This is a genomic window from Jejuia spongiicola (genome assembly GCF_023502325.1).
Taxonomy (GTDB): domain Bacteria; phylum Bacteroidota; class Bacteroidia; order Flavobacteriales; family Flavobacteriaceae; genus Wocania_A; species Wocania_A spongiicola.
In genome coordinates, this window is sequence record NZ_JAMFLZ010000001.1 from 297,150 (window position 1) to 320,311 (window position 23,162).

Sequence of the window (23,162 nt, forward strand, 5' to 3'; positions counted from 1 at the left end):
AAGTACGAAATGAAAAAAGATATCCAAATTCCTAAAGTAGAAGGCGTTTACATAGCTATTGTAAATGAATATAATGATATTTACAAAACTCAAGATTGGAATGCTTATATAATCAATGATAAGGAAGTTGATTTAGATATGGTTATTATAGTAACTAGTGGGTATTCAAAAGAAAAAACCACATCTATTTTCAGAAAAAAACTAGATAAGCTTCCTAAAAAGAGTTATGCTAAGATTGAATTGATGCAAGAACCATTATTTGCCTTAAACAATACATTTAAGGTGTCTTTTTTTGAAGGGAATACGATGTTTGATAAAACGTATTTATTTAGAGAAAATACTATTAATGTAAAAGCAATGCAACAGCTTCCATTAATGGAAACAAAAGGCGTTTTAATGAAGTAATGTATTCCTTGTTTTTAAAGGAATTGTTAATCTAACTTATCAGTTAATTTTTTAAACACTTTTTTAGGGTTTTTATTCTCGTATAGAATGGCGTGAACAGCATTTATAATTGGTAAACGCGTCTTTTTTATGTTTTTTTCGTTAAGTAAAAAGGCACTTTTAGTGGCGTAATAACCTTCTGCAACCATATTCATTTCCATTTGGGCAGATTTTACAGTATAGCCTTTACCTATCATATTCCCAAACATCCGATTTCTAGAAAAAACCGAATAGCCAGTAACTAATAAATCGCCTAAGTAAGCCGAATTATTAATATTGCGTTTCATTTTATGCATTTTCTTAATAAAGCGTTTCATTTCACGAATGGCATTGCTCATCAGTACACTTTGGAAGTTGTCTCCATAACCTAAACCATGTGCAATTCCTGCTGCAATAGCATAAATGTTTTTAAGCATAACAGCATATTCAGTACCAATAATATCATCGCTAATTTTAGTTTTTATATAACGACTCGATAAAGCATCTGCAATGTGTTGTGCTTTTTTAGCATCGGCACAAGAAATAGTTAAGTAAGATAAGCGTTCTAAAGCAACCTCTTCAGCGTGGCAAGGGCCAGCAATTACAGCAATATTATCAAAAGGAATTTTATAAGCATCATGAAAATGTTCTCCAACAAGCAACCCTGTTTCTGGTATAATCCCTTTTACAGCAGATACAATGGTTTTGTTTTCAATATTAGTAGTTAATTTTTCTAATTCTGAGTGTATAAAAGCCGAAGGAATTACAAAAATTAAAATATCGGCATAATCAGCAATTTCATTAATGTTATTACTTATTTTTAGCTGCTCTAAATGAAATTCAACAGAGCTTAAATAATTTGGATTATGTTTTTCTTTTAATAAATGCTCTTTAGTGTAAACACTTCGCATATACCACCCCACTTCATCTAAATTTTCGCAAAGCATTTTTACAATAGCTGTTGCCCAACTTCCTGCTCCAAAAACCGCATATTTTAAAGGCTTGTCCATAAAAAACATAAATTATTTGAGTTTCAAAAATACGTAAAATATTAATCAATGTTAAGTCAACAAAACATTAAGAAATCTTTTTTGGCACGCGTTTTGAATCTGTATAAAAAGAAACCCTAAAAATGTTTGATTATGAAGACTGTAAAATTACTCTTAAGCTTTGCTCTAACTACAACATTGCTTACTTCTTGTTATGTAGAAACAAATATAATTGATGATGAGCCAACAATCTCGATAAACCAATTGCTAGGCTCTTACGAGTTGTGGTATGTTGATATTAATAGTACAAGTGGATTTGGTGAAACACCATTTTTGCAAAAAGCCTTTACTATTTCGTTTAGAAATGGCGTTATGTATGCCAATAATAACCTAGTTGGTATTGGTAGTAGCGGCAATGGTTATGGTATTGCAGTAGCAGATTACGATGCATATAATATGATTTTAGATGTAACACACGATGCAGATGGTTTTGAAACTTTTGATGTTTTTCAAATAGATAATAATACTATAGAGCTTTACAACCCAAATAACGATACATCTTACTTTTTAGATGGCTACCAACGTAGTAATTTCGATTATGATTTTGTGTTCTATGATAATATTCATTATTTCTTACAAGAATATGAAGCTTGGGAAAAAACATATACTAGTGAGTTTGGAGCGATAAATGAGTTTGATAACGAAAACTATTTGCAGTTTTTAGCAGGCGGGAATGATGATACTTTTAGAAGCTCGCAAGACGAAACAGGAACAAGTGTAAACAATCTTGTTTGGGATTACACAGGTGTTTATGGGGTAGGGAATATTACAGGTGATACAAAGCTTAAAACTTTAACATTAGATTATGATTTCTTTGACAATGAACATTTCGAATTGAGCGTTATAGATGATGGAACAATAGAATTGTATCACCCAACATCTGAGACAGTATATGAATTTGAAGGTAGAGGATACATTCAATACTTAAAAAATGGTGACGCAAAAAAGAAAGAATCAGTTAAAAGAAACGAAACGCGTAAGCATAGAAAAAATAAAGTAGACAACCCAAGAGAAAACACTAGGGTTTAACAAAAATTTGGTTGGTTATTTAGTTTAGAAACTGTCTAAAGCAATATGCTTTAGGCAGTTTCTTTTTTGTATTAATTTGTCTTATCATATATAAAAATGTGACTAATCAATTATTCTTGTGTCTAAAACCATGTATCGATTAAATAACTTATTTAAACCCTTACAAAAATTAATTTAGTAACACTTAAAAAACAAAACAAAGATGGGATTATTTTCATTCATTAAAAACGCAGGAGCTAAAGTATTTGGAATAGGAAAAACAGATGCAGAAGAAGCTGCTGAAGCTGCTGCTGCAGAGCTTAAATTAGAAGAAGCTGCTGCAAGAAAACTAGAAGAAACAATTAACGATTTACAATTACAAGTTGAAGGCTTAAATGTTCATATTGATGATGATGTTGCAACAATTACAGGAATGGCTTACGATCAAGCTACAAAAGAAAAAGTAGTTTTAGTAGTAGGTAACTCTAACGGAATTGCAACTGTAGATGATCAAATGACTGTTGAACATGTAGAACCTGAAGCTCAATTTCATACTGTAGCTAGTGGAGACACTTTAGGTAAAATAGCTAAAAATTATTATGGTAATGCAATGAAATACCCAGTAATTTTTGAAGCAAATAAGCCAATGCTTACAGATCCAGATAAAATCTACCCAGGGCAGGTATTACGTATACCAGCTTTAGACTAGTTAAAAGCACCTACTTTATATGTAAAAAGCCAACTTAAAAAGTTGGCTTTTCTAATTTTTATTTTGAGTAAAACGTGAGAAACTGTTTATCATTTAGTTTCTATTACGATAAACTATACTTTCTTAGCAATGATCATTATATGCGTCAACTAAGTTTTCAGCAATTAATTCTGCTGGTCTACCTTCAATGTGGTGGCGCTCTAACATGTGCACTAATTCACCATCTTTAAACAAAGCCATACAAGGAGAACTTGGAGGAAACGGAATCATGTATTCTCTCGCTTTATCCACAGCCTCTTTATCTACACCTGCAAAAACAGTTGTTATATTATTAGGACGTTTGGCATTTTGTAAACTCATTCTAGCACCAGGACGTGCATTTGCTGCTGCACAACCACATACCGAATTTACAACAACTAAAGTCGTTCCTTCTTTTGCTAAAGCAGCATCAACAGCCTCGGCAGTTTGTAACTCTTCAAAACCAACATTGGTTAAATCTTCGCGCATTGGTTTTACTAATTCTGCTGGATACATATCTTAAATTTTTATTTTATAATTAATACTGTGCAAAGTTAATCAAAAATCATGCAATAATTATTAGGGCGTTCCCTTAAAACGCTTATGGCGTTATAAGGGCAGGCTATCACTACTCGCTTTTTTGAAAAAACAAAAAGAGCTCAAACATACCGTTCTATCCTTAACGCAGTACAACTGTAACAAAATCATGCAAAACTCAACTAACAATAGTATATTTGACGATAAATAAAATTAATAATTACATGAGTTTTTCAAAATGGATAGGAGCCTCATTAGGCTGGTCGTTTGGTGGCCCTATTGGTGCCATAATAGGTTTAGCACTAGGTAGTATAGTAGATGCTATGGCAGATGGCAAGAATAGCCCTTTTTTAAATCAAGGTAACCCACAACGCAGACAAAGAAGAACCACTTACAGAACACAACCAAGGCAACGCCCTCAAACACAATCAGGCGATTTTGAGGTAAGTTTACTTATCCTAGCATCTATTGTTATAAAGGCCGATGGCAAACAAGACCAACGCGAATTAGATTTTGTACGCCAACAATTTTTGAATATGTATGGTAAAGTACGTGCAAACCATGCCTTTAAACTATTTAAAAATATAAACAAGCAAAATAATATTTCTACACGTCAAGTGTGTTTACAAATCAAGCAAATGATGGACCATCCATCACGTTTGCAGCTCATGCACTTTCTTTTTGGTATAGCTAAAGCCGATGGTTTTGTGACTGACGATGAGGTAAAACAAATTTATACCATAGCTGGTTATTTAGGTATTAGCTCGAAAGATTACGAGAGTATAAAAGCTATGTTTTATAACAGTCAGGAAAATGCGTATAAAATTTTAGAAATTGATAAAAGCGCTACAAACGACGAGATTAAAAAAGCCTACCGAAAAATGGCAAAAAAATACCATCCAGATAAAGTGATTCACTTAGGTAAGGAACATCAAAAAGGCGCCGAAGAAAAATTCAGGCAGGTTCAGGCAGCTTATGAGCAGTTGCAAAAGGAACGAAGGTTTTAATGATAAAAATTTCTAATAACATATTACACTCAAAACCAGCTTTAATTTATGCTTTGGCATATTGTTTTGAAAGAGCTTCATATTATGGAGTGAGAGCTGTCATTGTTCTTTACATGGTTGGAGAGACATTAAAAATGTCTAACCAAGAAGCATTAGCAATTTATGGGTGGTTTGCAATGTTTATCATTGTGGGGAAAATTTTAGGAGCGCTTTTGGGAGATCTATTATTTGGAAACAGAACCACTATTATAGTTGGTGGTGTTTTACAAACTTTAGGTTGTTTTGTATTATTCGTTCAATCTCTTACTTCTTTATATATTGGCTTAGGATTAATAGTTTTTGGCTCTGGTTTATTCACTTCTAATATTAATGCTCAATTTGGAAAGCAATATTTAAGCAAACCAAAGCTATTAGATGCAGGTTTTACGTCATTGCATGTAGCAATTAATTTTGGTTCATTTTTAGGTATTATTGCTTTAGGCTATATCGCTGATTTAGATTTTAATTATGGATTTATAGCTGCTGGTGTGTTAACTATTATTGCCACAATTTTTGTGTTATTTACTAATGAGAATCAAGATGCTTCATTATCTAATTATAAAAGCATAGTATTGAATAAAAAAATATTATATATTCTTTCAGTTATAATTATATCTGCTATTTTTTGGATGGTTTATGAGATTACTTACTTTGGAATATATACTATTCAAGAAAAAGTTTTTGATGAAACAGATATTATTCCCAAAGCCTATTTAAATGCGGGGCTTAACTCCTATTTTGGAATAGTTATTATCTCGATTTTAGCTTTGGTCTGGTCTTATATTTATACAAACTCATTTTTCAAGATTTTTTTAGGGTTGATAGTTTCGGCATTGTCTTTTATAATGCTACTATTCATTCCTGAAACCCCAAATTCATTAAGTTTAACGATATTTATATGTTCTGCTTTTTTACTTTCATTTGGAGAAATGCTTATCTCACCAATTTTATATTCAATTACTACTAGATTTAGTAATCCTAAATATTTAGCTATTGTATTGTCTTTAGTAACAATTCCTTCAATGTTATTTTATAAAGTTTCAGGAATAATAGGAGAATATAGCAGTGAAATAGGGTTTAATGCTATTTTTTTAGTTAGTGTTTTTATTCTTTTAGTATTAGGAGTTCTGGCTTATATTTTATTTTTAATTTATAAAAAAGAAGACAGAGTTTACCTATCTAAAGAAGCTGAAGATTTTTTGTATCAAGATTAACTTATCGCCCATAACTCCCATCAATATAATCAATAGCTTCCTGTTGGGTTAAAACAGCAAACTTTTTATAACGGTTGTGTACATTAATAATTTCGTCTAAAGCTTTTTCAACAAGAGGTTTGTTTTTCCATGTATTAAGATGTGCAACTACGGTTTTTAAACAACCTTTCTTATATGCTATTTGTCCTATAACGTGAATTAAAGTATCCGATACGCGTTTAGTTTCATCAAATTCTAAAGTTTTTAATAAAGGCAAAATATCTTGAGGGTGCGTTCGCCCGCGTAACTCAATTCCATGGCAAATTTCTCTTCGTACTTCTTTGTCTGGATGTTTTAAATAGGTTTTCGCCCAAGCTAAAACAGTAATAGAATTACGCTCACCCATTTTTTTAACCGAACCAATCACTGCGTTTCTAACCGAGTGGTGCTTATCAAATAAGCCAACATCAAAAAAGTGCTGCACCTTATTAAAATGAAATTTACCAATTTCGCCAGCAGCATTCACAACAGTTTGCCTTACTTTATCAGTGTCAGATTTTAATAAGCTTTTTAAAGTTGAAAGAATATGTTGTTGTAGTTCTGGTTTATCATAAAAAATTCCCCCGAAGGCTAAATATCCAGTTTTCCGAATATAAGTATCATCGTCAGAAAAATATGCGGTAATGTTTTCTGTTTTACCAGAAGACAAATCATTTTGAATCTCTTGATTTATTTTTTCAACTAAAACAAGACGTTCTTCTTTTGATAAATCGTAAAATGTCATATTAATTTACTTCAAGTTTATATCCAACACCATGAATATTAATGATGTTTATGCTAGCATCATCTTTAAATTTTTTTCTAAGTTTAGATATAAAAGTGTCTAAGCTTCTATCTACAAAAACCCCATTATCTTCCCAGATTTCTTTTACTAGAACTTCGCGTTTCACAACTTGATTTTGATTCGCGCTAAGTATAGTCATTAATTCACATTCTTTAACTGATAGTTTTATTTCAACACTTTCTTTTGTTAGTTTATTTTGGTCTTTATAAAATCGATAATGTCCAATCTTTGAATAGGGTAAATTGTTGTTAGAAGTATCTGTCTTATTAAATTTCTTCATCTTTTGTAACCACCAAAACCTTCCAAGAATAACAAGTATCAATAGAAAAATAAAAAGAGGGTTTTTAAAAATTGAAAATGTTTCGTTTTCTAGAAAAAGCACCTTAATAGTGTAACAATCGTTAGGGAGCTTCCTTTCTAAACACGGAATAATATCATTCTCAGTTAAGCCAGTAATTTGATAACTATATGAGACTTCTTCATTTTCACAATTAATAACTTCAACAATATAGCGCTTAGGTAATTTAGCAGCATTTAAACTTTGCTTAGTAAAGGCTACTAGACTATCTGGAGCAATTGATAAGGTGTTTTGAAAAGAAATTTCGTAGAGGTTATCGCCGGTTTTAATAATAGGAAGTATTAAAGATGTAGAATCGTTACTAGCTAACATTAATTTATTACCAACATCTCTTAAAGCGACTTTTACCGTTTCAGAAAAATGATTCTGAGGTACATTATCTGTACAGCCAATCAATGTGAAAAATAATACTGTAAATAAAAGAAAAAGAGATTTTTTCATGGAGATGTTAAAAACAGTTAATTGTATAAAGTTACATCTGGCAATTTAAAAACAATAAAACAAACAGATGAAAATTTTCAACTTTTTGCACCTGTTTTACACTTCTTTTACATTTTTTTTACAAAAAAGGAATGTAATGCATCTAGTTTTACAGGAAAATATAAACAGATGAAAAAAGCAACAACTTTATTATTTCTATTTTGTTCAATAGTTAGTTTTAGTCAGCAAGAAGTATTAATCAACACCAAGGCGAGTATTGTAAATTGGAAAGGATCAATGCTTTTTAGTTTTGGCGGGCATCATGGTACGGTTAATTTTAAAGACGGTAAAATTATTAAAACAAATGATAAAATTACTGGAGGAAATTTTACTGTAGATATGACTTCACTAATTAATACAGATGGTGATTATAGTGAAGATTTGGTAAAACACTTAAAAGACGAAGATTTTTTTAATGTTAAAAAATATCCAACATCAAAATTGGTAATAACTCGGGTTGAGTATCAGAATAACGGTCAATTAAAAATGCATGCAAACCTTAGTATAAAAGGAATTACGAAACCTGTTTTGTTTGAAGCTAAGTTAAATTCAGATAGCACAAAACTAGAAGCTAAATTTAAGATAGATAGAACAGATTGGAATATTCTTTATGGAGCTAAAGGAGTAGTTAAAGTAAAAGATTATGCGATTTCTGATGCTATTGAGTTTGATGTTATTGTGTTTTTTGGGGAAGATAAATGTTAAGAACAGTACACATCTTTTTTTTCATGTTTTTGGTATTCAATGTTTTTTGCCAACAAAACGAGTATAATAAAACGGTGTGGACTGTTGCCTGGAGTCCTAACGGAAAATATATTGCTTCTGGAGGTAATCAAGATGAATTAAAATTGTTTGATGGAAATACTTATAAGTTGATTAAAACTTATCCTGTTAAAGACGTGCAACTAAGTAGATTAAAGTGGCATCCTACAAAAAACAAACTTGCTGTTATAACACAGGGTAGAACATTTAAGGCAAAAATCCTTGATCTTGACAATGATTCTTGGACTAGTTTAAGAGGGCTGAAGAATAGCTTTAGAGCATTAGGATGGAATTATACAGGTGAGCTTTTAGCCGTTTCCGAGCTTGAAAGTTTTGTTTCAATATATAATATTGATGGTACTCGCGTAAGCAGATTTAGAGCAGATAAAAAGGGAGCTGCAGGATTAGATTGGCATCCTAAAAACAACACGTTAGTTACTGTAGGTACTAAAGTTGGGGTTTTTAATCATTTAGGAGACACTTTAAAAATATTTGAAACAAGAAAAAAAGAACCTTTTTTACTTTGTGTTGAGTGGCACAGATCTGGTAAGTTTTTTGCTGTTGGAGATTATGGCGATTTGGAAAAAGCAAAGAATAAATTGGTGCAGTTTTGGAATATTGAAGGAGAAAAAATAAAAGAAATTAAAGGAAGCATTGCTGAGTACAGAAACCTTAGATGGAATAAAAAAGGAACAAAATTAGCAACAGCAAGTGATGCTTTAAGAATTTGGTCTAAAAAAGGTAAATTATTATTTGAATCTAAATCTACAAATGATTATTTGTGGGGAATAGATTGGAGTCCAGATGGCAAATATATTATTACATCAAGTCGAAAAGGAGTTATTACAATTTGGAATGAAAAAGCCAATAAGATTGCAGAATTGGAGTATTAATCCTCAAAAACAACAGTAGACTTATCGCTCTTTACTTCCAGCTTTATAGTTCTTCCTAAAATTAAAGCACGATTATCCTTTTCGTGTCCAGCAGGCATGTTAAATGCAATAGGAAAATCGTAATCAGCTAATGCGTCTAAAATAAGTTGCTCAACAGATGTTCCCCAAAGAGTTGTATTTTTTCGCATTTTACTCATTCCCCCAACAATAACACCTTTACAGTTTTCAAAATATCCGGCACGTTTTAAGCTTTGTAGCATACGGTCTATATGGTATTTATATTCACCAATTTCTTCAATAAACAATATTTTTTCAGACGTATCTATGCTCGTTTTAGAACCCAACATAGTGTGTAACATGGTTAAATTACCACCAACAAGTTGCCCAGAGCCTTCCCCTGCCTTATTATATTTAGAACCTTTTAAAGTGTAACTTATAGGTTTCCCAAAAGCAGCATCTTTAAAAGTGGAGACAGTTTCTTGAATAGCGCTTAAATCATCTTGTAAACTGGTACACATTAAAGCATGAATACTTTCAAAACCTTGATTATGAAACTGATTATGTAATGCTGTAATATCGCTGTACCCAATCAACCATTTAGGTTTTTTTTTGAACTTAGTATAATCTAATTTATCTAAAATTCTAACGGTTCCGTAACCGCCACGAGCACACCAAATAGCAGAAATTTTTGGGTCGTCTAAAGCATTTTGAAAATCCTCACAACGTTCATCGTCGGTTCCTGCAAAATGATTAGCGGTGCTAAAAACATGCTTTCCAACAACAGGATGAAGTCCCCAGCTTTTTAAAAGAGATTTAGCTTGTTCAACTTCCTTAGTTCTATTTTTTAAAACGCCAGAAGGCGCAACAATAGCAACGGTATCTCCAGTATTTAAATACGGTGGTTGTATCAATGTAGTTGTTTTTTTAGACAATGATTCTTGTGCCAAAATAGTTTCTTTTCCAAAGAAAAGAAGAATACAACACAAGATAGTAATTAGTGAGATTTTTGACATAATGTAAATGTACATTTTTTTTCTAAATCGGAGTCAAAATGCGTACTTTTACGGCTTCAAAATAACTCGTCATTCCGAGCGAAGCGTGGGAATCTGTTTGTTTGGAATTTTAATTTTAAAATTACTTCATCGCTTTACTCCTAGCAATGACGTATAATTTGTCTCCTCGAGCGCAGTCGAGAGGTTTTTATTTAGGTCTCGACTGCGCTCGACCTGACAACAGTTTATAAAAAGATGAACAAACCAAAACGATATACAATTACAGCTGCACTTCCTTATACTAATGGACCAATTCATATAGGTCATTTAGCAGGGGTTTATGTGCCAGCTGATATTTATGCACGCTATTTACGTTTAACAGGAGAAGATGTGCTTTTTGTTTGTGGGAGTGACGAACATGGTGTACCCATTACTATCAAAGCAAAAAACGAAGGCGTTTCTCCGCAGGATATTGTGGATAAATATCATACAATAATTAAAAACTCTTTTGAAGAATTTGGAATTACTTTCGATAATTATTCGCGTACATCAGCCAAGATTCATCATGATACAGCTTCAGAATTCTTTACAATTTTAAATGACAAAGGTGAATTTGTAGAAGAAACAACAGAGCAATTATACGATGAAGAAGCTAATCAGTTTTTAGCAGATCGTTTTGTAATAGGAACTTGCCCTAAATGCGGAAATGAAGAGAGTTATGGCGATCAATGTGAAAATTGTGGAACAAGTCATAATGCAACCGATTTAATAAACCCTAAATCGGCTATAACAGGTAACGCTCCTTCTTTAAAACAAACAAAACATTGGTTTTTACCTTTAGATAAACACGAAGCATTTTTAAAAGAATGGATTTTAAAAGGACATAAAAAAGATTGGAAACCTAATGTATATGGTCAATGTAAATCTTGGATTGATGATGGGTTGAGGCCACGAGCGGTTACTCGAGATTTAGACTGGGGAATTCCAGTGCCAGCAGAAGGAGGAGAAGGGAAGGTACTTTATGTTTGGTTTGATGCGCCAATAGGTTACATATCTTCAACTAAAGAATGGGCGGCTAGAGAAGGTAAAAATTGGGAGCCTTATTGGAAAGACAAAGACACCAAATTGGTACACTTTATAGGAAAAGATAATATTGTATTTCACTGTATTATTTTCCCCGCCATGTTAAAAAGTGAAGGTTCTTATGTTTTACCTGAAAATGTACCAGCCAATGAGTTTTTAAATTTAGAAGGGAATAAACTGTCAACCTCTAAAAATTGGGCGGTTTGGTTACCAGAATATTTGCAAGATTTCCCAAACCAGCAAGATGTATTGCGTTATGCTTTAACAGCTAATGCTCCAGAAACAAAGGATAACGATTTTACTTGGAAAGACTTTCAAGCAAGAAATAACAACGAGTTAGTTGCCATTTTTGGCAATTTTATTAATCGTGTGGTGGTATTGACTAACAAGTATTATGGAGGTGTTGTGCCTAATGCATATGAACTATCTCAAGTAGACGAAGACACCTTAGCTGCTGTAAAAGCATATCCAGATGTGATTACTAGCTCCATTGAACGTTACCGTTTTAGAGAAGCTGGACAAGAGCTTATGAATTTGGCTAGATTAGGTAATAAATATTTAGCCGATGAAGAGCCTTGGAAAGTTATTAAAGTTGATGAAGATCGAACCAAAACCATTATGTATGTTGCATTACAAATAGCATCAGCTTTAGCAACATTAAGCGAACCATTTTTGCCGTTTACATCTAATAAATTAAAAAACATTCTTAATATAGGCTCGAGTGATTCGGTACAAGAGAATAGTATTGAGAACTCTTGGAACGATATCAAATCAAAAGACATTCTGATTCCAGCAGGTCACCAAATAGGAAAAGCAGAATTGCTTTTTTCTAAAATTGAAGATGCTACAATTCAAGCGCAATTAGATAAATTAGAAGCTAGTAAAAAAGCAAACGAAATTGCTAATGCCGTTGTTGAACCTCAAAAAAAGACTATTACTTTTGAAGATTTTACTAAACTAGATATTCGTGTAGGCACTATTTTAGAAGCTGAAAAAATGCCTAAAACTAAAAAACTTTTAAAGCTTAAAGTAGATACTGGTATTGATATTAGAACGATTGTTTCAGGTATTGCAGAAAGTTTTACCGCTGAAGAAGTTATTGGTAAAAAAGTAACGGTTCTTGTAAATTTAGCACCACGAGCTTTACGAGGAGTGGAGAGTGAAGGCATGATTTTAATGACCGAAACTCCTGATGGAAAATTAGTATTTGTAAATCCAGATAATGCCAATACTAGTAATGGACTACAGATAAGTTAGATGAGCAAAAATATTATTAGACAAATAGTCGATATTCAAGCACAAGCTGAACGTTTAATAAAAACAAAGGCAGATATGATTGAAATTGAGTTGTTTGCTAAATATAATAGAGAAATTAAATCTTTCTTAATTGCAAACATTGATGATGATTTTGTTTTAAGCTATGTTAGAAAAATTCCCGATTTGAATATTAAAAAGTCAGAAAATAAATGGAATGTAATTACTTTAATTCTTATTATATTTAGTTCTTTTTCAAGGGGAATTGCTCTTTATAATGAAAGAAGAATGGCACAGAAGTATTTAAGCGAAATAAGAGACATACGTGGAAGTTATGCTTCAGCTGAGTTTATGCTTAAGAATTACTTTGCGAATTAAAATTATTATAACTTTACAAAAAAGGAAATCATGTTATCAAAAACCATAGAAAAGGCATTAAATAATCAAATAAGAATTGAAGCAGAATCTTCTCAAATATATTTAGCTATGGCATGTTGGGCTGAGGTAAAAGGATTGGAAGGTGTATCTAATTTTATGTACGCTCAATCTGATGAGGAACGCGAACACATGTTAAAGCTTATAAAATTTGTTAATGAACGTGGCGGGCATGCAAAAATATCTCAATTAAAAGCTCCAAATGTTACTTTTAAATCGTTTAAAGAAATGTTTGAAAAATTATTTGAACATGAAGTATTTGTTTCTGAAAGTATAAATGAGTTAGTACACATTAGTCTTCAAGAAAAAGACTATGCTACGCATAATTTTTTACAATGGTATGTGTCTGAACAAATAGAGGAAGAGGCTGTTGCTCGTACTATATTAGACAAAATAAACCTTATTGGTGATGATAAAGGAGGACTATATTTATTTGATAGAGATATTGAAAACCTAACGGTTACTTCTGCATCAATGGATAATCCACAATAATTTTGTGATTATTCTTATTTAGATTTAATAAAAATAATGTATTTTTGCTCAAGAATTGATTTTTATACTCTGTTTTGGGCAAAAAGAAGAAAAAAAAGGCAATAAAGAAATTACAAAAATTAGGAATAGATAATCCTAAAAAAGTAAAAACAAGTTGCTGTAAAAAGTTTAAAAAGGGAGAAAGTAAGCGATGCAAAAAATGTCCTTGCTTTGATTTACTTCAAAAAGTTGCCTAAATAATAAAAAGATAGCATAAGTTTTTGTCCAAGTAATAAATTTAATATTCTGGAGAAATGAAAAGACTAATTATGTGCTAATTTCTGGCATTATTTTTGGGCGTTTTGTATTACAAAAGCTAACCCATAAAGTATGAGATTAAACTACCTATTTAATTCAAAAACGTTAAGTTATACCTTGAAATTTGTATTTACTGTATTCGTTTTTTTATCATTTCAAACCAATTTAAAAGCTCAAGAAAAAAGTTTTGATAAGGCTATAAATGCATTTCAAGATTATTCTACAGCTTATAGAGAAATTGCTTATTGTCATTTAAATAAAAGCACTTACATAAAAGGTGAAATGTTAGGGTTTAGTGGTTATGTTTTTAATAAAGATTTAAAGAAGCCTTCCTTACTAACAAAGAATTTATATTGTGTAATTACAGATAGTACAAATAAAGTTGTTAAAAGTAAATTGATTAAAGTAAAAGATGGATTTGCTAACAATGTGTTTAATGTGGATAGCCTTTTTACGTCTGGTAATTATACATTTAAGGCCTACACAAATTGGATGAGAAACTTTGACGAGCGTAACACTTTTGTTGAAACTTTTAAAGTTATAGATCCAGAAGTTGAATCAACAGTTAAAGGTAGAGTTGTTGAAAATAATTTAGACGCACAATTTTTACCAGAAGGAGGTTATTTTATAAACGAAGTTAAAACAAATGTAGGCGTTATAGTAAAAAATACTGAAGGCTTTGGAGCTTCAAATTTGGAAGGTGTTGTTTTAGATAATAATAAACAGACAATAACTACATTTAAAACAAACGCATTAGGAATAGGACGTTTTTTATTTACCCCAATTTTAAACCAGCAATATACGGTAGAGCTTAATTATTTAAATAAGAAATTTACATTTATAATTGATGATATTAAACCTAAGGGAATTTCGATTACTGTTAACGATTTAAAAGGGAAATTAGTTGTAGAATTTGACACAAATAAAAAAACTCTAAAAGATATTAAAGGGAAACCTTTTAAATTAGTTATTCATAACGGAAAAATTATTAAAGTAATAGACGTTAAATTCAATTCGGAAAGCGTAATTAAGGCCATCAATAATGATGAGCTGTTTTCTGGAATTAATATTTTCACACTTTTTGATGAAAATAATGCACCAATACTAGAGCGCTTATTTTTTAACTATGAAGGCATTCATTTCATTCAGTTAGGAAAGCCAAGTTTAACCAAATTAAAAGACTCTTTAACAATTAAAATCCCTTTAAATAACTTAAAATTGGCTGAAAGCAAGCCTAACTTAAGTATATCTGTGCTTACAAACGAAACAAAATCTTACCAAAGGCATCATAATATTATATCGTATACTTATCTACAGCCTTATGTTAATGGATATATAGAAAATGCAACATACTATTTTACTAAGATTGATCGCAAAAAAAAGTATGACTTAGATAATTTGTTAATCACTCAAGGTTGGAGTAGTTATAATTGGAATAATATTTTTAATAATAAACCTACTAATAGTTTTGCTTTTGAAGATGGTATAGCAATAAAGGCAAACAGAAATAGTAGTAATCAAAACCATTTTATAATATATCCATTAGAAAATAATGAAGGGTTTTTAGTAGATCTTCCTAACAATGAAGATAGTTTTTTTAAAAGCGGTTTTTATCCTAATGAGGATGAAACTTTGAGTCTTGGTATATTAAATAGAAAAGGAAGAATGGTTAAGCCAAATTTGTATATGCAGTTCTACCCTTCTGCAATACCAGAGTTTAATAAGTATGAAAGAACACTTAAACCAAAAGGGCTGTCTTTTACCAAATATACAGCAACAACTCCCTTTGCTATTAATCTTGATGAAACACAACAGTTAAATGAGGTAGTAGTAAAAACGGATTTAAGACAAACTAAAATAGATATGCTTAAAGGAAGCTCATTTAACAGGGTTTACCTTTTTGATGATAAAATAAGGTCAATGAATTTGTCATTAGCAAATTATATAAGTACATACATACCAGGTTATTTTGCTATAGATCAAGGAGGGAATTTTATAATAAGAGCATCTAATAGTAGCTCTAAATTAGGTGTAGCATCTAGTGGGCCAATAGTTTATTTAAACGATATGAGATTATCAAGTTATGAATTTTTAATAAATTTTGATATGAGCACAGTAGATTATATAGCAGTTAACAGGCATGGATTTGGAGAGGGTATGAGAGCAGGTTACTCTGGAGCAATAAGGATATACACTTCAAATACCTTTTCTAGTAAGAAAGATGGAAAATCATTTAGAGAATATAGTTTTCCTTTATCGTTTTCAAAAAAAAGAAAATTCTATGTGCCAAAGTATAATACTTATACTGATGATTTTTTTAAGGAATACGGTGTTATAGACTGGATTCCAAATTGTACAATTGACACAAGCAATAATTTAAATTTTACCATATATAATCCTTATAATAATAACATTAAACTGTTTATTGAAGGAGTAACAGGAGATGGTAAATTTCTATCCGAAACCAAAACAATACTATTCAATAAAGGTTAGGGTTTAATTGTCCTAACATATGTTTTAGTCTAATTTTACTCAATAACTAATCTTTTAGTTTCCACCTTGTCGTTTTCATCAATTACTTTTATAATATAAATGTCCTTTTTAAGTTCAGAAACATCAATTTTTATAATACTTTTATTAAAATGATAGGTTGCTACTTGCTTTCCTAAAATATTGATTAATTCAATACTTTTAATTCTATTTGTTCCTAAAATAAATAATTTGTCTTTTGCAGGATTAGGGTGCATTTTAAATAAACTTGTTTTGAGTATGGTAGAAGTTGTATCAACCTTTTTTATGTTGCTTTTTTTGATTGAATCGGTTCTCTTTTTTTGAGAAAAAGAAAGATTGCAAATTAATAAAGCTAAAAAAGTAAAGCGTATATTTTTCATACTAATAGTTTTGCAATGAGAGAAAGTGGGTTTAATGTTAACGGGATTTAAAACGGTTAATTATACATCTAAATAAAAAGTGAATTAGTTTACAAAAAGTATCTGAAGTTAATTACATTCGTTTTTTCATAATTATATAGTAAATGGTTAAACTAATAGAATTCATAATATCCAATACTAAACTCTCTGAGCAGTCAGTAAAAAATACGGTTGAATTATTAAATGAAGATTGTACCGTTCCGTTTATTTCTAGGTACCGAAAAGAACGTACAGGTAATTTAGATGAGGTTCAAATAAGTGATATCGTAAAATTTAAAGAGCAATTTGAAACTTTAGAAAAACGTAAAGGGGCCATTTTAAAAGCTTTAGAAGAACAATCAGTTTTAACATCGGAATTAAAACAAAAAATAGAATCAACTCAAAATTTAACAGCGCTTGAAGATTTATACTTACCCTATAAAAAAAGTAGGAAAACAAAAGCTGAAAAAGCACGACAAAACGGATTGGAGCCACTAGCAAAAATCATCATGTCTCAAAATGCAAATGATGTTGAATCCATAGCTTTTAAATATATAAAAAACGAGGTAACATCGGTTGACAGTGTCTTAGAAGGGGCACGACATATTATTGCTGAATGGATTAACGAACGTGTAGATATTCGGAATAATATTCGCTATCAATTGGAGCGTTTTGCAATGATTTCTACTAAAGTAGTAAAAACAAAAGCTGATGATGAAAAAGCTCAAAAATTTAGAGATTATTTTGATTGGGAAGAATCTTTAAACCGAATTCCTTCACACCGATTATTAGCTATTTTAAGAACAGAAAACGAAGGCTATATTCGGATGAAAATTGAAATAGATAATGATAGAGCTCTTTCAAAAATTGAAGATAAAATTATTCGATCTAATAACGTTTGTGCTGAACAAATAAAGCTTGCTATAAAGGATGCTTACAAACGATTATTATTACCATCGTTAAGTAACGAAGCTATGCAAAAGGCAAAAGACAAAGCTGATGAGTCTGCCATAAGTGTATTTGCAAAAAACTTAAAACAATTATTATTAGGATCTCCGTTGGGCGAAAAGCGTGTGTTAGCCATCGATCCTGGGTTTAGAACAGGCTGTAAAGTGGTTTGTTTAGATGCACAAGGGCAGTTAAAATATAACGAAACTATTTACCCACATCCACCAAAAAGCGATAGTGTTGGTGCGATGAAAAAAATAAGCTCACTTACCGATGCTTATAAAATTGAAGCTATTGCTATTGGAAACGGAACCGCATCTCGCGAAACCGAAGCCTTAATTAGAAAGATTCATTTTAAAAATGACATCCAGGTATTTGTGGTTAGTGAAGCAGGAGCAAGTATATATTCGGCATCTAAAATTGCTCGTGAAGAATTTCCTGATTATGATGTAACAGTTCGTGGTAGTGTTTCTATAGGTCGTCGTTTACAAGACCCACTAGCAGAGTTAGTAAAAATTGATGCTAAGTCAATTGGCGTAGGACAATATCAACATGATGTTGATCAAACAAAACTACAAAAATCGCTAGATGCTGTAGTTGGGAATTGCGTAAATGCAGTTGGAGTAAATATAAATACGGCGAGTAAGAGCTTATTAAGCTATGTGTCTGGTATTGGGCCAAAACTTGCTGAGAACATTTTTAATTACCGAAAGGAAAATGGCCTATTCTCTTCAAGAAAAGAGATAAAAAAAGTTCCACGTTTAGGCGATAAAGCTTTTGAGCAAGGTGCTGCGTTTTTAAGAATTAAGAATGCAGAAAACCCATTAGATGATTCTGCTGTGCATCCTGAAAGCTATAAAATTGTTGTAAAAATGGCTAAAGATTTGGGTAGAAATGTTTCAGATTTAATAGCTAATAAAGAGTTGCTTAAAAAAATAGATTTAAAAAAATATTGTACAAGCTCAGTTGGCTTGCCAACGCTTCAAGATATTATTAAAGAACTTGAAAAACCAGGATTAGATATTAGAGAGCAAGTTAAAGTATTCACTTTTAATCAAAATATAAAAACAATTAGTGATTTACGTGAAGGGCAATTGCTTCCTGGTATTGTAAATAACATTACCAATTTTGGTGCTTTTGTAGATGTTGGTATTAAAGAAAGTGGACTTATTCACGTATCCAATCTATCAGACAGTTTTGTAAAAGATGTAAACGAGCATGTTAGTTTACATCAACAAGTTATTGTAAAAGTATTGGAGGTTGATATTCCGCGAAAGAGAATACAATTAAAACTGCATAAATAAAAAAATGCGAACTTTTAAGTTCGCATTTTTTATATCTAAAAATTGTATAAATATTATTTATTCATGTTTTTTATTTGATCCATAAAGGTGTCTAAATCTACACCATTACGCACTAACGTTAAAGCTTTATCAACTATATATTTTACGTTTATAGCATGAAATCCAAGCCCAACACCAATTTTATTTAAGAGTTTATGCTCAGGATCACCATTAATTTGATCAACATATACCATACGCACTAAATCATATAAACGCTCTAACCGTCTATCGTAAGACATTGGCGGATTTATTGGGTGCGATTTATAGTCTTTTAAAATTATTTTATAATCAGCTTCACTAATACTTAAATTACGCGCTAATCTATCTAAAAAAGCTTGCTCTTCTAAGGTAATAATACCATCATCCATGGCAACACGAACTATAGAAGCAAAATGATCTTCATTACGCTTTTTAAACCCACTATCAAATAAATCTGAAAACGACATATATTTTTGTTTTTGTGCTGCAAATATAAATAAACTTCAACCCTTTTTAAATTAAAAATCAGCTTTTTTTGAGCATTCCATTTTGTTGCACTTACACTTCGTTCAGCAATAACAAAATGTACGCTTTCCTAAAGAGTGCATTATTAAAATTAAGCGTTTTATAATGAGCAAAACCGAGGAACTACAAACGCTAATGCAAAATTAAAACAACAAATGTTTTTGAATTTGAGTTAAACACTCATAAAAATAATTCTAAACCGTATATTTGCAATCTTAAAATCTAATAATTAGGTGAGTAAATCTACTATCTCGCAAACCTATGCACAGACTTTGCAAACGCAAAATCTGCAAAACACTATTGCTCAAACCGAAACGAAAACACATTTAAAAGGACTTGTTGGCTCGTCATTTTCTTTTGTCATTTCAAGTGTTTTTAAGCATGCTGAAAAACCTTTTTTAATTGTTTTTAATGATAAAGAAGAAGCGGCACATTATTTAAATGATTTAGAACAGTTATGTAATGAAAAAGATGTATTGTTTTACCCTGGCAGTTATCGCAGGCCTTATCAGATTGAAGAAACCGATAATGCTAATGTGCTTCTTCGTGCTGAGGTTTTAAACCGCATTAATTCACAAAAAAAACCAGCGATAATTGTTACTTATCCTGACGCACTTTTCGAGAAAGTAGTAACCAGAAAAGAGTTAGAACGAAACACCTTAAAAGTATCTACAAATGACAAAGTATCAATCGACTTTGTTAATGAAGTGTTGTTTGAATATCAGTTTAAACGCGTAGACTTTGTTACCGAACCGGGCGAGTTTTCTGTACGTGGTGGTATTGTGGATGTGTTTTCATTTTCGCACGATGAACCTTACCGCATTGAGTTTTTTGGTGACGAGGTGGATAGTATTAGAACCTTTGATGTAGAAACACAGCTCTCGGTAGAACAAATTAAAAAAATTAACATTATTCCTAATGTAGCGAATAAGTTTTTAGAAGAAAAGAGACAAAGTTTCTTAAAATACATTGCTCAAAAAACAGTGGTTTGCTTTAAAAATGCAGATTTGTTTTTTTCTCGAATAGATGATTTTTATACAAAAGCAGAAGACGCTTTTAAAGCACTTTCTTCAGAAATAAAACATGCTGAACCAAATGAATTGTTTTCTAACTCTACTCTACTAAAAAAGCAATTATTAGATTTTTCAATTATTGAATTTGGAACAACTTCAGTTTTTAATAATTCAGCGGATAATAGTATTAACTTCAACACGACACCGCAACCCTCTTTCAATAAACAATTTAATCTTTTAATAGAAGATTTAAATACAAATAACGAAAACGGTTACACCAATTATATTGCTTGCATAAGCGAGCAACAGGCAAAACGGTTTCAAGATATTTTTGATGACTCAAACCTCGATGTTAAGGAATATCAAACCATTATTTTATCATTACATCAAGGGTTTGTTGACCACGACAACAAAATGGTTTGCTATACCGATCATGAAATTTTTGAACGCTATCATAAATTTCATCTTAAAAATGGCTATGCAAAAAAGCAAGCTATCACTCTAAAAGAGTTAACAAACTTAGATATTGGCGATTATGTAACTCATATTGATCATGGTATTGGTCGTTTTGGCGGACTTCAAAAAATTGACGTTGAAGGCAAAAAACAAGAAGCCATTAAATTGGTTTATGGAGAGCGCGATGTACTGTATTTAAGTATTCATTCGTTACATAAAATCACCAAGTTTAATGGTAAAGATGGTAAACCTCCTAAAATTTATAAGTTAGGAAGTAATGCATGGAAAACTTTAAAGCAAAAAACAAAAGCACGTGTAAAACATGTTGCTTTCAACCTTATAAAACTTTACGCTAAGCGAAAAACCGAAAAAGGCTATCAGTACAATCCTGATAGTTATATGCAACACGAATTGGAAGCTTCGTTTATTTATGAAGACACACCAGATCAAAGTACAGCTACAGCAGATATTAAAGCAGATATGGAAAGCGAACGCCCAATGGATCGTTTGGTTTGCGGTGATGTTGGTTTTGGAAAAACTGAGGTCGCTATTCGAGCTGCTTTTAAAGCAGTTGATAATGGAAAACAAGTAGCTGTTTTGGTGCCAACAACTATTTTGGCTTATCAGCACTCAAGAACCTTTAAGGAGCGTTTAAAAGATTTTCCTGTAACGGTTGATTATGTAAATCGTTTTAGAACAACCAAAGAAAAACGTGAAACTTTAGAAGGTTTAGAAAAAGGAAGTGTAGATATTATAATTGGTACGCATCAATTGGTTAACAAAAATGTAAAGTTTAAAGATTTAGGGCTTTTAATAGTTGACGAAGAACAAAAGTTTGGTGTAGCCGTAAAAGAAAAACTAAAGACATTAAAGGAAAATGTAGATGTACTAACATTAACAGCAACTCCAATTCCACGTACACTTCAATTTAGTTTAATGGCAGCACGAGATTTATCGGTTATTACAACACCTCCACCCAATCGTTATCCTATTGAAAGTCATGTTATTCGTTTTAGCGAAGAAACTATTCGTGATGCTGTGAGTTATGAGATTCAACGTGGAGGACAAATATTTTTCATTCATAATCGCATAGAAAACATTAAAGAAGTAGCTGGCATGTTGCAACGCTTAGTTCCCGATGCTAAAATTGGTATTGGTCATGGGCAAATGGATGGTAAAAAACTAGAACAACTTATGTTATCGTTTATGGATGGAGCTTTTGATGTTTTAGTGAGTACAACAATTGTTGAAAGTGGATTAGATGTACCAAATGCTAACACTATTTTTATAAATAATGCCAATAATTTTGGATTAAGCGATTTACACCAAATGCGCGGTCGTGTTGGGCGCAGTAACAAAAAAGCATTCTGTTATTTTATAACGCCAGAGTATTCTGCTATGACCGATGATGCCAGAAAACGTATTACCGCCTTAGAGCAATTTACGGAACTAGGGAGTGGTTTTAATATTGCAATGAAAGATTTAGAAATAAGAGGTGCAGGTGATCTATTAGGTGGAGAACAAAGCGGATTTATAAATGAAATAGGCTTTGATACCTATCAAAAAATATTAAATGAAGCAATAGAAGAACTCAAAGAAAATGAGTTTAAAGATTTATATAGTGAAAATGAAGCTGATAAAGTTTATGTAAAAGACGTAACGATTGATACTGATTTTGAATTGCTTTTTCCAGATGATTATATAAATAATATTGCTGAACGATTAAGTCTATATACTCAACTAAATAGTTTAAAAACCGAAGACGAATTACAAAAGTTTGAAACCGAATTAATAGACCGTTTTGGAGAATTACCAATACAAGTGACCGATTTATTAAATAGTGTCCAAATAAAGTGGATAGCCACTAAATTAGGATTCGAAAAAATAATAATGAAACAAGGTAAATTTATTGGATATTTTATAAACGATCAACAAAGTCGCTTTTATCAAAGTAGTAACTTTACTAAAGTGTTACAATTTGTTCAAAAAAATCCGCAAGCGTGTAAAATGAAAGAGAAGCAAACACGTAATGGTTTACGATTATTACTTACTTTTGAATCTATTAAATCTGTAAAACAAGCTCTCGCAGTATTAAAACCTATTATGGCTTAATTAT

General features: G+C 31.4%; 20 protein-coding genes. 13 read left to right on the forward strand and 7 right to left on the reverse strand.

Annotated features, from left to right (window positions below; all coding sequences use genetic code 11):
• Positions 1-9 precede the first annotated feature (9 nt).
• On the forward strand, positions 10-405 hold the full coding sequence (locus M3P09_RS01365) for a hypothetical protein (protein ID WP_249971748.1): 396 nt from the start codon (positions 10-12) through the stop codon (positions 403-405).
• 26 nt (positions 406-431) lie between these two features.
• Here the strand turns inward: M3P09_RS01365 and M3P09_RS01370 are convergent, their stop codons facing one another.
• Entirely contained in the window at positions 432-1,433 is a 1,002-nt protein-coding gene (locus M3P09_RS01370; protein WP_249971749.1) for an NAD(P)H-dependent glycerol-3-phosphate dehydrogenase, read from the reverse strand.
• A 132-nt stretch (positions 1,434-1,565) separates the two neighbouring features.
• Between M3P09_RS01370 and M3P09_RS01375 the strand changes: the two genes are divergently transcribed.
• Positions 1,566-2,501 carry a nicotinic acid mononucleotide adenyltransferase gene (locus M3P09_RS01375; RefSeq protein WP_249971750.1) on the forward strand — a complete coding sequence of 312 codons (936 nt, stop codon included), beginning with the start codon at positions 1,566-1,568 and terminating at the stop codon, positions 2,499-2,501.
• 202 nt (positions 2,502-2,703) lie between these two features.
• Positions 2,704-3,189: a peptidoglycan-binding protein LysM gene (lysM, locus tag M3P09_RS01380; protein ID WP_099564995.1), complete on the forward strand. Its 486-nt coding sequence runs from the start codon at positions 2,704-2,706 to the stop codon at positions 3,187-3,189.
• Positions 3,190-3,312: 123 nt separating this feature from the next.
• On the opposite strand, the gene M3P09_RS01385 is transcribed toward lysM, so the two are convergent.
• Complete coding sequence (locus M3P09_RS01385) at positions 3,313-3,723, reverse strand: BrxA/BrxB family bacilliredoxin (protein ID WP_249971751.1); 411 nt, start codon at positions 3,721-3,723, stop codon at positions 3,313-3,315.
• A 245-nt stretch (positions 3,724-3,968) separates the two neighbouring features.
• Between M3P09_RS01385 and M3P09_RS01390 the strand changes: the two genes are divergently transcribed.
• Together M3P09_RS01390 and M3P09_RS01395 are read left to right on the forward strand one after the other, a co-directional pair.
• A complete protein-coding gene (locus M3P09_RS01390) occupies positions 3,969-4,751 on the forward strand; it encodes a TerB family tellurite resistance protein (RefSeq protein ID WP_099564993.1) in 783 nt (260 codons plus the stop codon).
• Positions 4,751-6,004, forward strand: a complete 1,254-nt coding sequence (locus tag M3P09_RS01395) for an MFS transporter (protein ID WP_249971752.1) — start codon at positions 4,751-4,753, stop codon at positions 6,002-6,004. Before M3P09_RS01390 ends, M3P09_RS01395 begins: the two co-directional genes overlap by 1 nt.
• A gap of 1 nt (position 6,005) precedes the next feature.
• Here the strand turns inward: M3P09_RS01395 and M3P09_RS01400 are convergent, their stop codons facing one another.
• Complete coding sequence (locus M3P09_RS01400; RefSeq protein WP_249971753.1) at positions 6,006-6,767, reverse strand: HEAT repeat domain-containing protein; 762 nt, start codon at positions 6,765-6,767, stop codon at positions 6,006-6,008.
• Between the two features lies 1 nt (position 6,768).
• Positions 6,769-7,626 (reverse strand): winged helix-turn-helix domain-containing protein, encoded by an 858-nt coding sequence (locus tag M3P09_RS01405; RefSeq protein WP_249971754.1) that lies wholly within the window; start codon positions 7,624-7,626, stop codon positions 6,769-6,771.
• Positions 7,627-7,647: 21 nt separating this feature from the next.
• On the opposite strand from M3P09_RS01405, the gene M3P09_RS01410 reads away from it, so the two are divergent.
• Both M3P09_RS01410 and M3P09_RS01415 read left to right on the forward strand, forming a co-directional pair.
• Positions 7,648-8,370: a YceI family protein gene (locus M3P09_RS01410; RefSeq protein ID WP_249971755.1), complete on the forward strand. Its 723-nt coding sequence runs from the start codon at positions 7,648-7,650 to the stop codon at positions 8,368-8,370.
• 23 nt (positions 8,371-8,393) lie between these two features.
• A complete protein-coding gene (locus M3P09_RS01415; RefSeq protein WP_249971756.1) occupies positions 8,394-9,320 on the forward strand; it encodes a WD40 repeat domain-containing protein in 927 nt (308 codons plus the stop codon).
• Here M3P09_RS01415 and M3P09_RS01420 read toward each other — a convergent pair.
• The gene (locus M3P09_RS01420) at positions 9,317-10,333 is read right to left on the reverse strand and encodes a S66 peptidase family protein (protein WP_249971757.1); all 1,017 of its coding nucleotides are present in this window, start codon (positions 10,331-10,333) and stop codon (positions 9,317-9,319) included. The genes M3P09_RS01415 and M3P09_RS01420 overlap by 4 nt on opposite strands.
• 234 nt (positions 10,334-10,567) lie before the next feature.
• Between M3P09_RS01420 and metG the strand changes: the two genes are divergently transcribed.
• From metG to M3P09_RS01440, 4 genes are all read left to right on the forward strand, one after another.
• Complete coding sequence (gene metG, locus M3P09_RS01425; RefSeq protein ID WP_249971758.1) at positions 10,568-12,652, forward strand: methionine--tRNA ligase; 2,085 nt, start codon at positions 10,568-10,570, stop codon at positions 12,650-12,652.
• A complete protein-coding gene (locus tag M3P09_RS01430) occupies positions 12,653-13,027 on the forward strand; it encodes a hypothetical protein (RefSeq protein ID WP_249971759.1) in 375 nt (124 codons plus the stop codon).
• A 30-nt stretch (positions 13,028-13,057) separates the two neighbouring features.
• Positions 13,058-13,576 carry a ferritin gene (locus M3P09_RS01435; RefSeq protein WP_099564985.1) on the forward strand — a complete coding sequence of 173 codons (519 nt, stop codon included), beginning with the start codon at positions 13,058-13,060 and terminating at the stop codon, positions 13,574-13,576.
• 369 nt (positions 13,577-13,945) lie between these two features.
• A complete protein-coding gene (locus tag M3P09_RS01440) occupies positions 13,946-16,366 on the forward strand; it encodes a hypothetical protein (protein ID WP_249971760.1) in 2,421 nt (806 codons plus the stop codon).
• A gap of 35 nt (positions 16,367-16,401) precedes the next feature.
• On the opposite strand, the gene M3P09_RS01445 is transcribed toward M3P09_RS01440, so the two are convergent.
• Positions 16,402-16,764: a T9SS type A sorting domain-containing protein gene (locus M3P09_RS01445; protein WP_249971761.1), complete on the reverse strand. Its 363-nt coding sequence runs from the start codon at positions 16,762-16,764 to the stop codon at positions 16,402-16,404.
• 143 nt (positions 16,765-16,907) lie between these two features.
• Between M3P09_RS01445 and M3P09_RS01450 the strand changes: the two genes are divergently transcribed.
• A complete protein-coding gene (locus M3P09_RS01450; RefSeq protein ID WP_249971762.1) occupies positions 16,908-19,034 on the forward strand; it encodes a Tex family protein in 2,127 nt (708 codons plus the stop codon).
• 53 nt (positions 19,035-19,087) lie between these two features.
• Here M3P09_RS01450 and M3P09_RS01455 read toward each other — a convergent pair whose 3' ends face one another.
• Complete coding sequence (locus tag M3P09_RS01455) at positions 19,088-19,519, reverse strand: tellurite resistance TerB family protein (RefSeq protein ID WP_249971763.1); 432 nt, start codon at positions 19,517-19,519, stop codon at positions 19,088-19,090.
• Between the two features lie 291 nt (positions 19,520-19,810).
• On the opposite strand from M3P09_RS01455, the gene mfd reads away from it, so the two are divergent.
• On the forward strand, positions 19,811-23,158 hold the full coding sequence (gene mfd, locus M3P09_RS01460) for a transcription-repair coupling factor (protein WP_249971764.1): 3,348 nt from the start codon (positions 19,811-19,813) through the stop codon (positions 23,156-23,158).
• Positions 23,159-23,162 lie beyond the last annotated feature (4 nt).

Excerpts from the sequence above, each read along its gene's own strand:
- M3P09_RS01440 (WP_249971760.1), top strand. The coding sequence starts at position 13,946 with ATGAGATTAAACTACCTATTTAATTCAAAAACGTTAAGTTATACCTTG.
- metG (WP_249971758.1), top strand. The coding sequence starts at position 10,568 with ATGAACAAACCAAAACGATATACAATTACAGCTGCACTTCCTTATACT.
- M3P09_RS01450 (WP_249971762.1), top strand. The coding sequence starts at position 16,908 with ATGGTTAAACTAATAGAATTCATAATATCCAATACTAAACTCTCTGAG.
- M3P09_RS01415 (WP_249971756.1), top strand. The coding sequence starts at position 8,394 with ATGTTTTTGGTATTCAATGTTTTTTGCCAACAAAACGAGTATAATAAA.
- M3P09_RS01445 (WP_249971761.1), bottom strand. The coding sequence starts at position 16,764 with ATGAAAAATATACGCTTTACTTTTTTAGCTTTATTAATTTGCAATCTT.
- M3P09_RS01430 (WP_249971759.1), top strand. The coding sequence starts at position 12,653 with ATGAGCAAAAATATTATTAGACAAATAGTCGATATTCAAGCACAAGCT.
- M3P09_RS01400 (WP_249971753.1), bottom strand. The coding sequence starts at position 6,767 with ATGACATTTTACGATTTATCAAAAGAAGAACGTCTTGTTTTAGTTGAA.
- M3P09_RS01375 (WP_249971750.1), top strand. The coding sequence starts at position 1,566 with ATGAAGACTGTAAAATTACTCTTAAGCTTTGCTCTAACTACAACATTG.
- M3P09_RS01455 (WP_249971763.1), bottom strand. The coding sequence starts at position 19,519 with ATGTCGTTTTCAGATTTATTTGATAGTGGGTTTAAAAAGCGTAATGAA.
- M3P09_RS01385 (WP_249971751.1), bottom strand. The coding sequence starts at position 3,723 with ATGTATCCAGCAGAATTAGTAAAACCAATGCGCGAAGATTTAACCAAT.
- M3P09_RS01365 (WP_249971748.1), top strand. The coding sequence starts at position 10 with ATGAAAAAAGATATCCAAATTCCTAAAGTAGAAGGCGTTTACATAGCT.
- M3P09_RS01405 (WP_249971754.1), bottom strand. The coding sequence starts at position 7,626 with ATGAAAAAATCTCTTTTTCTTTTATTTACAGTATTATTTTTCACATTG.
- M3P09_RS01420 (WP_249971757.1), bottom strand. The coding sequence starts at position 10,333 with ATGTCAAAAATCTCACTAATTACTATCTTGTGTTGTATTCTTCTTTTC.
- M3P09_RS01395 (WP_249971752.1), top strand. The coding sequence starts at position 4,751 with ATGATAAAAATTTCTAATAACATATTACACTCAAAACCAGCTTTAATT.
- M3P09_RS01390 (WP_099564993.1), top strand. The coding sequence starts at position 3,969 with ATGAGTTTTTCAAAATGGATAGGAGCCTCATTAGGCTGGTCGTTTGGT.
- lysM (WP_099564995.1), top strand. The coding sequence starts at position 2,704 with ATGGGATTATTTTCATTCATTAAAAACGCAGGAGCTAAAGTATTTGGA.
- M3P09_RS01435 (WP_099564985.1), top strand. The coding sequence starts at position 13,058 with ATGTTATCAAAAACCATAGAAAAGGCATTAAATAATCAAATAAGAATT.
- M3P09_RS01370 (WP_249971749.1), bottom strand. The coding sequence starts at position 1,433 with ATGGACAAGCCTTTAAAATATGCGGTTTTTGGAGCAGGAAGTTGGGCA.